General features: G+C 71.9%; 12 protein-coding genes. All 12 read left to right on the forward strand.

All coding sequences use genetic code 11. From position 1 onward, the window contains the following. The first annotated feature begins 28 nt into the window (after nucleotides 1-28). The 12 genes from LN037_RS11660 to LN037_RS11715 all read left to right on the forward strand — a co-directional run bounded on the left by LN037_RS11660 (nucleotide 29) and on the right by LN037_RS11715 (nucleotide 14,994). On the forward strand, nucleotides 29-2,386 hold the full coding sequence (locus tag LN037_RS11660) for an ATP-binding cassette domain-containing protein (RefSeq protein WP_230752498.1): 2,358 nt from the start codon (nucleotides 29-31) through the stop codon (nucleotides 2,384-2,386). 11 nt (nucleotides 2,387-2,397) lie between these two features. Then, nucleotides 2,398-3,183, forward strand: coding sequence for a hypothetical protein (locus LN037_RS11665; RefSeq protein WP_230752500.1), 786 nt, complete (start codon nucleotides 2,398-2,400; stop codon nucleotides 3,181-3,183). A gap of 58 nt (nucleotides 3,184-3,241) precedes the next feature. After that, the gene (locus LN037_RS11670; RefSeq protein ID WP_230752502.1) at nucleotides 3,242-3,820 is read left to right on the forward strand and encodes a DUF2690 domain-containing protein; all 579 of its coding nucleotides are present in this window, start codon (nucleotides 3,242-3,244) and stop codon (nucleotides 3,818-3,820) included. A gap of 654 nt (nucleotides 3,821-4,474) precedes the next feature. Beyond that, nucleotides 4,475-5,170: a hypothetical protein gene (locus tag LN037_RS11675; protein ID WP_230752505.1), complete on the forward strand. Its 696-nt coding sequence runs from the start codon at nucleotides 4,475-4,477 to the stop codon at nucleotides 5,168-5,170. Further along, nucleotides 5,167-5,721, forward strand: coding sequence for a class F sortase (locus LN037_RS11680; protein ID WP_230752507.1), 555 nt, complete (start codon nucleotides 5,167-5,169; stop codon nucleotides 5,719-5,721). Before LN037_RS11675 ends, LN037_RS11680 begins: the two co-directional genes overlap by 4 nt. A gap of 268 nt (nucleotides 5,722-5,989) precedes the next feature. Further along, nucleotides 5,990-6,421, forward strand: a complete 432-nt coding sequence (locus LN037_RS11685; protein WP_230752509.1) for a hypothetical protein — start codon at nucleotides 5,990-5,992, stop codon at nucleotides 6,419-6,421. 314 nt (nucleotides 6,422-6,735) lie between these two features. Beyond that, nucleotides 6,736-7,263: a hypothetical protein gene (locus LN037_RS11690; protein WP_230752511.1), complete on the forward strand. Its 528-nt coding sequence runs from the start codon at nucleotides 6,736-6,738 to the stop codon at nucleotides 7,261-7,263. Between the two features lie 89 nt (nucleotides 7,264-7,352). After that, nucleotides 7,353-9,863, forward strand: a complete 2,511-nt coding sequence (locus LN037_RS11695) for a CHAT domain-containing protein (protein WP_230752513.1) — start codon at nucleotides 7,353-7,355, stop codon at nucleotides 9,861-9,863. Then, on the forward strand, nucleotides 9,856-10,290 hold the full coding sequence (locus LN037_RS11700) for a hypothetical protein (protein WP_230752515.1): 435 nt from the start codon (nucleotides 9,856-9,858) through the stop codon (nucleotides 10,288-10,290). Before LN037_RS11695 ends, LN037_RS11700 begins: the two co-directional genes overlap by 8 nt. Then, nucleotides 10,287-11,861, forward strand: coding sequence for a hypothetical protein (locus tag LN037_RS11705; protein ID WP_230752517.1), 1,575 nt, complete (start codon nucleotides 10,287-10,289; stop codon nucleotides 11,859-11,861). The genes LN037_RS11700 and LN037_RS11705 overlap by 4 nt, the downstream gene beginning before the upstream one ends. After that, nucleotides 11,858-14,653 carry a CHAT domain-containing protein gene (locus LN037_RS11710; protein ID WP_230752519.1) on the forward strand — a complete coding sequence of 932 codons (2,796 nt, stop codon included), beginning with the start codon at nucleotides 11,858-11,860 and terminating at the stop codon, nucleotides 14,651-14,653. The genes LN037_RS11705 and LN037_RS11710 overlap by 4 nt, the downstream gene beginning before the upstream one ends. A gap of 17 nt (nucleotides 14,654-14,670) precedes the next feature. Then, nucleotides 14,671-14,994 carry a sortase domain-containing protein gene (locus LN037_RS11715; protein WP_308286140.1) on the forward strand — a complete coding sequence of 108 codons (324 nt, stop codon included), beginning with the start codon at nucleotides 14,671-14,673 and terminating at the stop codon, nucleotides 14,992-14,994. Nucleotides 14,995-15,038 lie beyond the last annotated feature (44 nt).

Here is a 15,038-nt window from a genome sequence, read left to right on the forward strand (position 1 = left end):
TGGACATGGTTCCACGACAGGGAAGTCGATGACCCAGCTCGACGAGTCGGCCGACCGCGCCCGCCCGGCGTCGGTGACGCCACTCGAGGTCCACAGTGACCACCGACGTGCACACGTGCACCCCGGCACGCCCTTCACCATCGGGCGCGACGAGTCGTGCGACCTCCAGGTGATCGGCCCCGAGGTCTCCCGACACCACCTCCGGATCACCCACGGCACGCACGGCTGGCTGGTCGAGGACACCAGCCGCAACGGCACGTTCGTCGAACAGCGCCGGATCGTCCGCGAACTCGCGAATCGCCCCCTCACGCTCACACTCGGCACCGGCCCCGGAGCACCCCGCCTCCACCTCGCGCAGCAACGACCCCGGAACCCCTACATCTCCGAGGCCGCCCAGCGATCATCGCGACAGGGCCGCTTCGAGGCCGTCCACGACCTCCGCACCGCCCCCGCCGCGCTCACGATCGGTCGGGACGAGCGCAACGACGTCGTCGTGCACGACCTCCTCGCCAGCCGCTTCCACGCCGAGCTGCGCCGCAAGGGCGCCCGCTGGGTCCTCCACGACCTGACCAGCTCCAACGGCACCTTCGTCAACGGGACTCGCACCCGCCGTCAGGAACTCGGACCCGACGACGTGGTGGGTATCGGGCACGCCCTGCTCCACCTCGAGGGCGACCGGCTGGTCGAATACGTCGACACGGGTGCGGTCGAGTTCCGCGCGGAGGGCATCGGCGTCCGCACCCCGCAGGGCAAGCAGCTCCTCACCGACGTCACGTTCGGGCTCGAGTCGAAGAGCCTGCTCGCGGTGGTCGGGCCGTCCGGCGCCGGGAAGTCGACGCTGCTCAAGGCCCTGACCGGGTTCCGACCCGCCGACGAGGGCCGCGTCGAGTACGCCGGCCGCGATCTCTACGCCGACTACGACGAGCTGCGTCAACGCATCGGGCTCGTCCCGCAGGACGACATCCTCCACCCACAGCTCACGGTCGAGCGCGCGCTCAGCTACGCCGCCGAGCTGCGGTTCCCCGACGATGTCGGCCGCGAGGAACGCGAGCGGCGTATCGAGGAGGTCGTGCACGAGCTCGGCCTCGACGGGCAGGCCGACCAGCCGATCCACACGCTCTCGGGCGGACAGCGCAAGCGCACGAGTGTCGCCCTCGAGCTGCTCACCCGGCCTTCGCTGTTGTTCCTCGACGAGCCCACGAGCGGCCTCGACCCCGGGCTCGACAAGTCGGTGATGCGCACGCTGCGGGGACTCGCCGACGACGGGCGCACGGTGGTCGTGGTGACGCACAGCGTCGCGAACCTCGACCTCTGCGACCGGCTCCTGCTCCTCGCGCCCGGCGGTGAGGTCGCCTTCTTCGGACCTCCCGACGAGGCCCTGGCCTACTTCGGCCGCACCGACTTCGCCGACGTGTTCCTGCTGCTCCAGGAGCGCGGCGACTGGGGCGAGCGGTTCCGCCGCTCCCCCGCCCACGCGCGGTACGTCGGTCGTCGCGATCGACCCGCCGAGCGCACGGAACACATCTCGGCTGGGAGGCCCGCAGCCCGGCAGCAGTCGGTCGGACGACAGTTCTCCGTCCTCGCCCGCCGCTACCTCGCCGTCATCGCCGCCGACCGGCAGTACCTGATCTTCATGGCCGCGCTCCCCCTCGTGCTCAGCGTGCTCGCCCACGCCCTGCCCGGGGAGGCCGGGCTGTCGATGGCCGAGCAGCTGCGCGGGGCGGCGGGCGCGCCGCACCTGTTGTGGCTGGTCCTCGTCGTGGGCGCAGCGCTCATGGGGTCCGCCGCGTCCATCCGGGAACTCGTGAAGGAACGCGAGCTCTACCGTCGGGAACGGGCCATCGGGCTCTCCCGCGGCGCGTACCTGACGTCCAAGCTGGTGGTCCTCGGGGCGATCGTCGGCGTCCAGGCGATCGTGCTCGGCATCCTCGGCACGATCGGCCGCCCGGCGCCGGACGAGGCCGTGCTCCTGGGAAGCGGCACCGCCGAGATCGTCGTGGCGTTGGTGCTGCTGGCGACGGCGAGCATGGCCGTCGGGCTCGCCGTCTCGGCGCTGATCGACAACGCCGACCGCGGGATGCCGCTGCTCGTGCTGCTGGCGATGCTGCAGTTCATCCTGTCCAGCGCGCTGATGCAGATCGGTGACCGGCCGGGGCTCGGCCAGCTCGCGTGGCTCGTCCCCGCCCGCTGGGGCTTCGCGGCCGGAGCGGCGACGATCGGCATTCCGACGGGGCCCGCCGCACGACCCTTCGACCAGCCCGACCCGCTCTGGGACCACACCGCCGGCACCTGGCTCGCGGACCTGGGCGCGCTCGCCGTCGTGACCGCACTCTTCGTGGCCCTCACCTGGTGGCTGCTCCGCCGGCTCGACCCGGCCCGGCGATGAGCGCGCCGCCCGTGAACGCACCCGTCCTGCGCGCCGCCGACGGCCGCACCCTCGAGGTGACCGGCCGCCTCGTCGTGGGCCGGGACGAGACGTGCGCGCTGTCGTTCCCGACCGAGGCCCGCCTGTCCCGTCGGGCGCTCGCCGTCGTCCCGACCGGCGGCGGCGCGGTCCTGAGCTGCCTCAGCCGCACCCACGGCCTCGTCGTCGATGCGGACGGCGCCCTGTCCCGGCTTCCTCCGGCCTCCGACGACGGGCCCGCCGGCGGCTACGTCCTGACTCGCGGCAGCGCCACCGTCACCGGCCCCTCCTGGGGTGCCTCGGCGTTCGTCGTGACGATCACCGCTGCGGCGCCGCTCGCACCCGCCGTCGTGACGATGGACCCGACCGGCACCGCGACCCGCGAGCCGGTGCGGCTGCGGACGCACACCAAGGAGTTCGTCACCGCGCTGATGCTCTGCCGGCACCGGCTGCTCGACGCGACCGACCTCGCCCCGCCCCCGGAGGTCCCGCAGCTGACCCGCGCGGTACTCGAGGCCACCAACAGCTGGCACCTCGTGACCGCGCTGGAGCGCGACGAGGCCACCCGCAAGCGTCTGACCGGCCGCATCCACGAGCACCTCAAGGCTCTGCGGGTCAAGCTCGTCCGCGGCGGTCTCGCCGAGCGCGGGGCGCGGCTGACGCCGTCGGTGATGGTCGACCTGCTGCTCGCCTGTGGCGCGATCACCCGCTCCCACCTGCGCCTTCTCGACGACGAGACCTGGTTACGCGCCCAGGAGGCACAGTGGTGGGACGCGTGAGGACCACCCCTGAGCTCGGGGATGGGACCTGCGGGTCGATCTCCCTAGCGTTGGTCTCATGACGCTGACGCAGCCGGCCCGCCGCTCCGCCCCGGAGTCCTTCGCGACGACGGCGCTGCCCTCGACGGTCACCGCGCCGTTCACCGCGGCGGTCCCCGCTCCTTCCCGACGTCGGGTGTGGCTGGGCGGGGTGGCGGCCCTCGGCCTCGCGGGGGTCATCGGGGCCGTGACGCTCGCGTCGAACAGCTCCGCGGTGGCGCCGCTTCCGGCGGCCCCGGTCTCGCTGGTAGGCGCTGATCCCTCGACCACTCGCTGCGCCGACGATGCGCAGACGGCGACAAGCCGCGTGGTCACGATGCAGCGCGGTCGGTTCGAGGTGCCGATCGGGATGCTCGAGGTCCGCACGTCGAGCGCCTGCGGCACCGCCTGGGCGCGCTACACGCTCGACGCGTCGGCGCCGGTCGCCGCGGTCGCGATCGAGGGTCGCACCCGTCAGGAGCTGCCGGTCGTGGCAAGCGGGCGGGTCGCCCATGGCGTCACCGCAATGGTCATGGCCGACGGGCCTGTGCACGTCGAGGTGCTCCCGGTCGTCGGGGCCGTCCTGCCAAGTCGTTCCACCACTGGAGGTACTCCGTGACCCGTGGCGTTCTGCTCGCCTGGATCGGCGCCGGGGTCGCTGTCCTGGCGATCCTCGCGGCCCTGTTCTGGCCGATGGAGGCGTCGGTGACGCCGCTCCCCACTGCGAATGCGACAACCTCGAGCCCAGCGTCCGTGCCCGCACCAGCCGCCGGGGAGGCGCCCGTCGTGGCGGCACCGGTCGAGGAGGTCGCCACCACCGACGCCCGCGGGCGAGTGATCAGGAACAAGGCGGTAACTCCGCCGATCGCGCCGGGGGTGGCACCGGCAACGGCCGGCGCCGGTGTGCTGGCACCAGCGCCTGCGGGTCCGGCGAACGCGGCCGTTGCGGTGCCGCCGGCGACCAGCCAACCGGCGGCACCCGGCGCAGGGGGGAGCGCCGCCGCTGGAGGGCCGGGAGGTTCCGGCGTGCCCGCCTTGCCCAGCGGAGGAGGCGGGGGCGGAACTGGTGGCGGGTGGACCGGAGGCGGAGGGAATGCCGACACACAGCCAATCGGCTGAGCGGGACTGCTCTGAGGCCTGGGTCGCGCTGCGGTCAAGGACATGTAACAGAAAGACATCGCAGGACGAGGGACTGTCCACAGATCAGCACGATCCGGGGGGAACATTGCCAGGAACAGTTCGACTTCGCGTTGCCGCTGCCGTGTGTTCGGCAGTGGTCGTCGGTGGCCTGCTCGTCGGAGGTGGCGCCGCCGCGGCCCAAGGCGCCACGGATCCGGTGTGCGCTGCGCTCGCCGCGGCGAAGGATGCCAAGACCAAGGCCGACGAGGCCTACGACGAAGCCAAGACGAATCTCACGAACGCCTCCTCCGCCGTCGTGAAGGCGGAGGCTGACGCGAACGCAGCCCCGAACGACGCGGACCTACAAACGGCGCTCGCTACGGCGCGCGCGCTTCACAATCAGGCGATGACGAAGGAGGCGTCGGCCGACTCGACACGTCGGGGCGCCCAGATGAACCTCAACCAGGCCGTCAGTGCCGCCGCAGGAAAATGCCCGCCCCCGACCACGACGACAACCACGTCGAAGCCTGCGTCCGGCACCACCTCGCAGCCGCCCGGAGGAACGACCAGTAAGAATCCCGGTCGCCCTGACCTGAACTGTCAGGACTTCGTATCCCGCCCTGCCGCGCAGGCCGTGCTCAATCAGGATCGAAGCGACCCGTACCGCCTCGACGCCGACAACGACGGTTACGCGTGCGAGGAGTTCTTCGGCGACCCGTCGAAGGACCCGGACGTCGACGAGGACAAGACGGTCGTCCACACCCACGACGACGGTTCCGAGGCCGCCTGCGAGGGCGACCAGGTCACGGTCGTTCCGGAGGGGTCTGCCGACACCGGGTCTGCCCTGTGAGGAGGGCGCTCTTCCTCCCGCTGCTCGCTCTGCTCGTTCTGATCAGTGCCGGATGCAGCAGCACGGGAGCGGGAACCGCGGCCAAGGCGGTTGACGACGGGCTGTCCGTCAGCATCCCCTCGATCGGTGCGGAATCGTCGCTCATCCCCCTCGGGTTGAACGAGGACCGGACGGTCGCCACGCCGCCCGTGAGCAACCCGATGCAGGCCGGGCTCTACGTCAACGGGCCTGCTCCCGGCGACCCCGGCCCCGCCGTCATCCTCGGTCACGTCAACGGCGGCGGGAAGGCAGGGATCTTCTCGCGCCTCGCGCAGGTGAAGGCCGGGGACGAGGTCGACGTCCGACGGTCCGACGGATCGACGGCCGTCTTCCGAGTGCGTGAGGTGACGCGCGCGTCCAAGGAGAACTTTCCGACGTCGAAGGTCTACTCCGACACCCCGAACTCGCAACTGCGGCTCATCACGTGCGGCGGTGTCCTGGACCGGACCGCCCGGTCCTACCTCGACAACGTGATCGTCTACGCCGACCTGGCCGAAATGCGCTCGGCCTGATCGCCGACGGTGCCGGAATTACTGTCGCTGGGTGCAAGCAGTGACGCATTGCTTGCACCCAGCGGGAGGTAACGCCACACCGCAGCCAGACGGAGCGTCTTCCGCGCCGTACGCAGTCGATGTGTATCGCGGTCAGGGCGAACATCCGGGCCACGATCTCGCGAAGCGGCGTGATCAGGATGATCGACCTGTCACTGTCCCTGCGCGCCGAGGTCGTCCAGGCCGGCGGCGCCGTCCTGCCCAGCCGCAGTCTTGATGGAGGTACTCCATGACCCGTGGCGTCCAGTGGGCATTGCTCGGCGCCGGGGTCGCCGCCGCAGCGATTCTCACCGCGCTCTTGTGGCCGATGAAGGCCTCGGTCGCTCCACGACCTGCGGCGGAACCCTCCGGGGCATCACCGTCGTCGATGCCGGCTCCGCCGCCGGTCGCGGCTCCGGTCGAGCAGGCCGCCGCGACCGCTGACGCTCGCGGGCGGATCGTCCGGAAGCCGACCCAGACGCCGGCTGGTGTCGCACCCGCGGCGCCGCCGTCGGGCCAGAGCGATCCCGCGCCGGGCCCGCTGCCCGCCGCGAAACCGCTCGCGTCCAGTACGACCCCTTTGGGCGGGAGCGGCAACAATGGCGACAACGGCAACAGCGACAACAACAACAACGACGGCAATCGAGGCGGAAACTTCGGCGACTTCTTCCCTGGCGGCTGACGCGTGAGCGGGGCGCTGCAGCTCCGCCTGGACCGCCCGGCTCTTCGGTGGCGAAGAGACGACGAACGACGACGCAAGGTCGTTCCTGTCTGTATAGACGGCCCTCGATGCCCGGGAGCCCTTCACTCATCGCGGGACGGTGCTCTTTCCCCGGACCGTCGGGCGGTAGGCCTTCGAGCTGGAAGCACCGAAGGCGGTCCCGTTCGCCACGGTAGATGGTCGCGATCCTCGCGCGTCAACCCGTTCGGCGGCTTCCGGCCACGCTCCGTCGTCAGTACCCCTTGAGGCGAGGGTCGACGTCAGGAGGCGATGCCGTGCGCACCGAGGAGTCCGGTAGCCGACGGTCGGGCTCCGTCGTCGCCATCGTCGTCGCCGTGATCGGCGCCGGCGCCACGATCTTCGCGGCAGTGATCACGGCGGGTGTGACGCTCTTGTCGAGCTCACCCTCCACGACGGGCAGTGCGGGAACCACCACCGTGACCGCGCCACAGAATCCTGCGCCCGGGACGAGTGCTCCCGGCCCGCCGAGTTCGGTCGTGGCGCCCGGAGCTTCGCGCGGCCCCTCCGCGAGTGCCTCGCGGGCAATCGTGCGGCCCGGCGAGCAGGTCTCCTTCACCGGACGTGGTTTCCCACCTTCTCAACAGCTCACTTTCACATGGTTCGTCAATTCTGGCCAGGTCGACCTGGGATACGCCGACCTCTCCTCGACCGGGACGTTCTCCGTCACCGTCACGATCCCGGCGGACGTGTGCAACTCTCGAGCAGGTTCGGTGTATGTCGCGGCGCAGCCCTCGTACTCCGTCGTCGAGGTCCCTCTGCGCGTGAGTGGAGCGAGCTGTTGAAGGCACGCATTGCAATCAGCCTTCACCGCTAGTGGACGTCAGATGATGAATGAGCTCTGCGCACGTGCCGTCCACGCGAGACTGGTCCAATGACGTGGGAGGACCGCCTGCGGCGTGCCGACCGGGCGGCTGCGGCAGGGCTCCCCGATCGGCGACGACGTCACCTGCGCGCTGCAGCCCGGCGAGCCGCGGTCTGCCGACGCTTCGACGTTGCCGCGCAGGTGTGGCACAACCTCGGGCTGGAGCTCCACCGCGAGGGTGACGCGGCGTCCGCTACGGCGGCGCTCGTCGAAGCCCTGGCGGCGGCCGAACTCGAGGGCGACCAGCTCCTCCTGGCGCGGGTGTGGAACACCTCCGGGCTGATCGCCCGCGACGCGGACGACCTCGGGGAGGCCGAGGACCGCCATGCACGCGCCATCGACCTGACCCGCGGTTTGACCGGTGGCGAGGCCGTCGAGACGCACCTGCGCGCCCGGCTCGACCACGCCGTCGTCCGGAAGGATCGTGGGTTCCTGCACGAAGCGCGCGCTGCGCTCGACGAGGTCCACCTCGCCTGCACCGACCGCGACCTCCACGACCTCCGCGGACACGCCCTCATCGCCCTCGGGCTCGTCCACGAACTCCTCCATCGACCAGGTCGCGCGCGGGCCGCCTACGAGGAGGCATCGGACGCCTTCCGGACGAGCGGCGCCGAACACCTCAGCGCGGTCCCGCTCCACAACCTCGGCCTGCTCCACCTCGCGGCCGACGAGCTCGACGAGGCACGCGGACGCCTGGCCGAAGCCCTCGCCCTCAACCAGGAGCTCGGCCTCATCGAGGCAGCCGCGGTCGATCTCGGTGCCCTCGCGGTGGTCGAGCGCGCAGCCGGGAGCGACCAGGAGGCGCGACGACTGTACAAGGAGGCCCTGCCCGTCCTCCTGGAGGCGCGGGACGCGCGGGAGGCCGCGAAGTGCGCCGGCGAGTTGGCGGAGCTCGAGCGTGACATGGGCGATGTCGAGACGGCGATCGCGTGCCTGGAGCCGGCCGTCGACCTCGCCGCGGCGGTCGGGGAGGTCCGGTCGCACCACGAACTGGCGCGTCTTCGCGGTGACCTGCTCGCCGGTGCGAACCGGCTCGACGCAGCCGAGGCGGAGTACGAGGACGCCCTGAGGCTCAGCGACGAGCTGCGCGCCGGGCTGGACGACGAGGCCGACGCCCTCGCCTACTTCGACGACGACCACGACGACCTCCACGAGCGGCTGATCCGCCTGGCGGTCCTCCGAGGGGACGCCCGGACGGCGCTCGAACGGATCGAGCGCGCGCGAGCGCCCGAACTGCGCCGTCGACTGGGACGGCGTCCGCAGGACGGGCCGGCGCCCCCGCAGGCGCCGCTGACGCTCGACCAGGCCCTCCAGCTGCCCGCGCTGCGAAACGGGGCAGCGCTCGTCGAGCTCTACCTCGGCCCCACCGCGCTCTACCTCGGGGTGGCGAGAGCGGGCGAGGAACCGCGCCTGGAGCTGGTCGAGATGGACCGTGCGGCCCTCCGTGGGGCCGTCGACGCCGCGCTCACCGCACTGGACGCCGACCAGGACCGCGCCGAACTGCCGCAGGGAGGGCCCCTGGCCACCCTCGCCGTTGTCCTCCGTCGGGTGCTCCGGTCGGACGAGAAGGTGTGGCTCGTGCCGCACGACTGCCTGCACCGGCTGCCGCTCGGTCTCCTCGGTCGGCCCGACCTGGACGCGCTCACCATCACGACCCTCCCGAGCCGGACCGCACTGCAGGTGACGACTGTTCCCCCGGCCGGCGCCCCGCCGGTCCTCGTCTGCCCCGCGTCGCGAGCGGCCCCGGTCCTCCTGGCCGCTGCGCACCGGCGGTCCGTGACGTCTCGCTGGCCCGGGTGCGACGTACTGTCACCCGCGACGCGCGCGACCGTCGTGGGCCGATTGACGGCCATCCCTCCGCAGCTGCTCTACGTCGCCGCACACGGCCGTTCCGACCCGGAACGTCCCTTCGCCGGGGGTGTCCTGCTCGACGACGGCCTGCTTCGTGTCCGCGACGTCCTCCCGCTGGGGCTCCGGGGGACGGTCGTATGCCTGGTCGCCTGCAGCTCGGGACCGGGCGTCGCCCGGCCCGGCGACGAGCTCCTCGGGATGTCGCGGGCCCTGCTCGCCGCAGGAGCCCGGGCGGCCGTGGTCGCGCTCTGGTCGGTCCCCGAGCTCGCGACGTGGCTGCTCTTCGACACCTTCCTCCGCGGCGACCTGGACGCGGGCGGCCTGCATCGGGCCCAGTCTGCACTCCGGAGGTGCAGCGTGGACGAAGCGACGGATCGTGTCATCGCAGTCCGGGATGGCTGGCCCGCCTCGTCCCCGGAGACGCATGCGGTGATGCTGGAGGAGGCCGCGATGCGGCTCGGCGCCGGGGACCGGGACGGGGCCGCACTGCTCTACGACCGCGTCGCCGACGAGGCGGAGGGCCCCCTTGCGGAACGGGCGCGACGAGGTCGGCGCGCAGCGGGTCTGGCGGGTCACGGCATCGACCGGCAGGCTCCCTTCGCCCACCCGTGGTTCTGGGCGGGCTTCGTGATGGTCGGTGACGGTGCGCTGAGGAGCCTGGATGGCTGAGATGACGTTCCGCGCTCTGATGCGCCATCGCTCGGAGGTCGCTGATCTCCCGGCCTCCGGCGTCACCGTGGACGCCGACGTGCTGGTGCGGGAATGGTGGGAGCAGGACGAACAGGCGGTGAACACTCTGGAGTCCGGCACCCCGCTCCTCGTGCGCGACGGGGCCCACATCGTCGGCATGGTGTTCGTGGACGCCGTACGCGCAGTGCTCGTCGGGGACGACGAGCGCGCGTTGCGGGGCACGCTGGACGTCCATCACGTCGACCCGGAGCTGCCCGGCCTCCCCGAGGCGGACGACGGCGAGGGTGTCCTGCTCCGGTGCCGGACGTGTGGCACGACGAACCGGCGGGCCGACGGCTTCCCGCCCTACGGAACGTGCGGGAACACCGCGGACGGACCTCACCCGCTCGTCCCCGTCCGAGGATGAACGGACTGATCGAGGCCGCCGGGGCGCTCCTCGACCCGAGACGGCTGAGCGCGGCGTGGCTGCCCGTCGTGGGGTTCCTGCTCGGCCTGCTCGCGATCGTCATCGGTGCCCTCGGGGCGGTGGACAGCCTGTCGACCTGGAGCGCCCTGGGCGGCGCAGGCCAGGTGCTCGTCGTGGCCGGATTCCTGGTGTCCAGCGTGATCGTCGCGGCCGTCCTGGACGCCCGTCGGATCTCCTTCACCCGCATGCTCGAGGGGTATCTGCCCCGGCGACTCGAGCCGCTCGCTGTCCGTCTCCGTCGTCGACACGAGACCCTTCGCGCGGCGCTGCCCCCGGTCGAGCGTCGCCGCCGCTATCCACGCGGCGAGGTCCGCGCGACCCGCATCGGGAACACGATCGCGGCCGCCGAGGAACACGGCGCCCGGTACGGCATCGACACGGTGGCGGCCTGGCCACGGCTCTACCCCACCCTGCCCGAACCCTTCCTGGCGGCCTTCGGTGCCGCCGCGGGGTCGCTGCACACGATGTCGACCCTCTGTGTGCTCGGCGGGACATTCGCGACGCTGGGCGGGCTCGTCGCCGTCATGCTCCTGCCGTGGTGGGGCACTCTCCTCTGCGTCACCGCCGGAGGAATGGTTGCCGTTGCGGCCTACCAGGGTGCTGCGCGCGCCGCGCTCCCCTACGCGGCGCTGATCCGCAGCGCCTACGACGTGCACCGGTGGGCGCTGCTCTCCGCGATGGGATTGCGCCTCCCGACGAGCTTCGAGGCCGAGTTCGCGCAGTGGACGCAGCTCAAGAAGCTCTGGGAGCTCGGTCTGCCCGACTCGGGCGGCAGCATCGCAATGCGCTACCCGCTGCCCGCCGGGGTGACCACGGAGCCGTCCGCACCCGAGACGTCCGTAGGGCTCGGTGACGGCATCCCGACGGTCGAGGCCGACGCAGAGTCCTCGGGGCCGCCCCGGGAAGGGACGTCGGAACGCGGTCCGCGCGTCCGGATCGCCCTGCTGGCGCTCGCCCTCGTCGTCACCGCGCTGCTGGTGGGAATGACGGCCGTGCGAGGGAAGCTGGTCACGGTGATCCCCGACCACGGCAACGAACTGCGTGCGTCCACGGACCTTCCCGCTTACCGCTCGTTGACCTGCACCGACGTTCTCGACGGTGGCGGCCCACCCAGGCCGGGAGACGTCGTCGGCCGCTACCCGCTCGAGACCCTTCGCCGCGGGGACCCGATCCGCCGCGACCGGCTCGGGCCGGCCGTGGGCCCGTTGGGTGGCCGCCTCGTCACGACGCTCTCGACCTCCACCACCACGGCGCAGCGCGCGATCGCGAGGGGCACGATGGTGTCGGTGGTGCTGGTCCCTCCCGCTTCGCCGTCGGGTCCGGCGCCCGCTGTTCTCGTGCCGGATCTCCTGGTCCTGGACGTGCTCGGCACAGCCCCGGCCGCCGTGGTGGTTGCCGCGCCTCCCGAACGCCTGGCAGCGCTGCAACGGCCGGGAACCCTCACGATCCTCCTGGATCCGACCGTTACCGTCCCGCCGTCGGCGCCCGCGAATCCGGCCCGGTGCCCATGAGCTCCGCCCACGAGGCGCAACTCGGGTCCATCCTGTTCGAGTGGCAGGCGGCCTATCTGGAGGCGCATCGAAGCGGTGAGGAAGGCGCGCTCCGCGCCTGCGCGGTCGTCGCCCGACGGCTCCTCGCCTGTCGTTTCGACGACCGGGACGAGGGTGGCTTCGCTGCACTTTGTGCGGCCGTGACCTTCTCCGACCTCGCCGAGCTCGGCGATCCCGCCGCCCGCGACGAGGACATTCGGGCGGCACGGGAAGCCGTCCGGCGCAGCACTCCCCACGGCGATCACCGGGTCGACGCGCTCACGCATCTCGCCGAGGCGCTGCTCGAGCGATACCGGGCGACACGCTCCCGCGAGGACCTCGACGAACTCATCGTGGTCAACCACCAGCTCCTCACAGCGTGCCCGGAGGACGACCACGAGAGGCGCCGGACCATCCATGGCGTCCTCGGCGAGAGCCACCAGGAGCGCGCCGAGCTCGCCGATTCCTCTGCCGACCTCGAGGCGACGATCCGGCATCACCGCCTCGGGTTGGAATGCACGCCGGCCGACCACGACGAGTACCCGCGAGCAGTGATCCTCCTGGCGTCAGCTCTGGTCGATCGCGGGGTCGACTCCGGAAGCCTTCCGCATCTGCGCGAAGCGGTCTCGCTCTGCGAGCGGCTCGCCCTCCTCGACCTGCCGGCCGAGGAGTCCTACCTGCGTCACCGCGTGACGGGCAGGGCTCTCCAGGCGCTCTCCTTCGAGATCGACGACGACACTCTGACCGAGCGGGCTCTGCAGCACCACCGCGCGGCCGTCCGGCTCGCTCCGCACGCGGAGCGGGACCCGGACGAGCCGGCCGTGCTGCTCGCGTCGGCGTTGATCGACGCCTACGGCCGCCTGCTCCCCGACCACCCGGACCTGGACCACGGACGCCCCGTCGACGCCCAGGTCGCGGCGCTGGTCCCTCGACGAGCACGTGACCGGCTCGACGAGTCGATCGCCGTGTGCACCGGCCTGGTCGCCGGCGACCCCGAACCGGATGTCGTGGCGGTGGCCCGTACCACCCTCGCCGACGGTCTGCGGCACCGCTTCATCCTCGACGGCGACCCCTCCGACCTCGAGGAGGCGCTGCATCAGGCTAAGGCCGCCGTGGCGGTCGAGGGCATCGACGCGGCCTGGCTCGCCGGCCCGCGGTCGACATGGGCCTCGTGCCTGCGGTCCCGCTTCGCGACGGACGGCGACCGCGAGGCCGCCGAGGACGCCTGCGAGCTCTGGCAACTCCTCGTCACGGACCCAGCTTTCGAGCTGGAGGGCCAGCTGCTCTGTGCGGTGTCCGGGCTCGACACCGCGCTCTCCGCCGGTCTCGACCCGGGCCTCGCTCTCGAGGCTGCCGAGTCGGCGATCGACCGCCTCACCCGCCTGGCCGGCCCCGGTACCGCACGGGACGATGCGGAGCGACGTCTGGGGCGCTGGACGCAGGTCGCTGCCCAGGCCGCAGAGGCGGCATTGCGCGCCAACCGACCCGAGCGCGCACTCGAGCTCGTCGAGCAGGGGCGAGCCGTGTTGTGGAACGCCCAGCTCGACATCCAGAGCGACGTGGAGGACGTTCGACGCCTCCGGCCGGACCTCGCCGTCGAACTCGAGGAACGCCGCACCGAACTCGCCGCACTCTCGGGCGGGACCACCTCCGAGACCGACTCCGCCACGGCCGAGGCGCGCATGGTGGCCGGCAGACGGCTCGACGAGGTCGTCGCGCAGACACGCGAAGCGGGCTTCTCGACCGTGACGTCCCCACCGTCCGAGGGCGAGCTCCGCGCGCACGCATGGCGCGGACCGGTCGCGGTGCTCACGACCACGGAAAGCGGCGGGCGTGCTCTCCTGATCCGGTCGGACGCGATCGACGTTGTCGACCTACCGGAGTTGGTGTTCAGCGAGACCGTGGCGCGCACGAACGGCTACACCGCCGCCCTCTACCGCGAGGGCGAGCCCGACGAGGCGGCGCTGAGGGCCACTCACGCGTGGCTGTGGCGGGCCGCCGCCCGACCGGTTCTCGACCGTCTCGGTCCGGGGACGGACCGCGTCTGGTGGTGCCCGACCGGACCCCTGACCTTGCTGCCGCTGCACGCCGCAGGAGACGTCGACGGTTCCGTGTCGACAAGGATCGTGTCCTCCTACACCGCGACCGTCCGCTCGTTGTCCCGCACTGATCGGACGCCTCCGTCACGGCAGGAGGCGCTCTTCGTGGGCATGCACCGGACACCAGGGCATCCCGACCTGGCGGGAGTCGCGGACGAGCGCGCGAGCTTGCAGGCAGTCCTCGGGGTCGACGCGGTGACTGTGATCGAGGACGAGGGCGCCGACCTGGCGACCGTCGCGGCCGCCTGGAGTCACCACGACGTCGTCCACTTCAGCGGCCATGGAGTGCAGGACGGCGAGTCCCCGTCGGAAGGCGGCCTGGTCCTTCACGACGGTGTCCTCACGGTGGCACGGTTGGCTGATCTACCCTCGGGGTGCGGACGGCTCGCAGTGCTCTCGGCCTGCCAGAGCGCCACGGGCGGGACGGTCAACGCGGACGAGGCGATCGCCGTGGCGAGCGCACTGCAGTACGGCGGCTGGGACTCGGTGGTCGGTACGTTGTGGCCCGTTCGCGACGACGTCGCCGCGGCCGTCAGCCGATCGATCCACCGGGACGTACTCGGCGCGCGAGGCGACCCTCCCCATCTCGCCATGCACCACGCCGTCCGTCGTCAGCGTGCCCTTCACCCCGACCGACCGAGCCTCTGGGCGCCCTTCGTCCACGTCGGTACCTGAACTCCGGACGGTCGCCGATCGGTCTCCAGGACCCCGGCCCTGCCATCATCCTCGGGCACGTCAACGGCGGCGCGACATCGGGGATCTTCTCCCGACTCGCGCAGGTGAAGGCCGGGGACGAGGTCGACGTCCGGCGGTCCGACGGGTCCACGGCCGTGTTCCGGGTGCGCGAGGTAACACACGCAGCCAAGGAGAACTTCCCCACGGCGAAGGTCTACTCCGACACCCCGAACGCCCAGCTGCGACTCATCACGTGCGGCGGTGTCCTCGACCGCACCGCCCGGTCCTACCTCGACAACGTGATCGTGTACGCCGATTTGGCCGGAACGCGCTCGGCCTGATCGCCGACGGTGCCGGGATAACTGTCGCTGGGTGCAAGCAGTGA

It is taken from the genome of Actinomycetospora soli, from assembly GCF_021026295.1.
In the GTDB taxonomy this organism is placed as follows: Bacteria; Actinomycetota; Actinomycetes; order Mycobacteriales; family Pseudonocardiaceae; genus Actinomycetospora; species Actinomycetospora soli.

Coding starts and splice junctions, on each gene's coding strand:
- LN037_RS11700 (WP_230752515.1), top strand. CDS start 9,856: ATGGCTGAGATGACGTTCCGCGCTCTGATGCGCCATCGCTCGGAGGTC.
- LN037_RS11695 (WP_230752513.1), top strand. CDS start 7,353: ATGACGTGGGAGGACCGCCTGCGGCGTGCCGACCGGGCGGCTGCGGCA.
- LN037_RS11670 (WP_230752502.1), top strand. CDS start 3,242: ATGACGCTGACGCAGCCGGCCCGCCGCTCCGCCCCGGAGTCCTTCGCG.
- LN037_RS11705 (WP_230752517.1), top strand. CDS start 10,287: ATGAACGGACTGATCGAGGCCGCCGGGGCGCTCCTCGACCCGAGACGG.
- LN037_RS11685 (WP_230752509.1), top strand. CDS start 5,990: ATGACCCGTGGCGTCCAGTGGGCATTGCTCGGCGCCGGGGTCGCCGCC.
- LN037_RS11710 (WP_230752519.1), top strand. CDS start 11,858: ATGAGCTCCGCCCACGAGGCGCAACTCGGGTCCATCCTGTTCGAGTGG.
- LN037_RS11660 (WP_230752498.1), top strand. CDS start 29: ATGACCCAGCTCGACGAGTCGGCCGACCGCGCCCGCCCGGCGTCGGTG.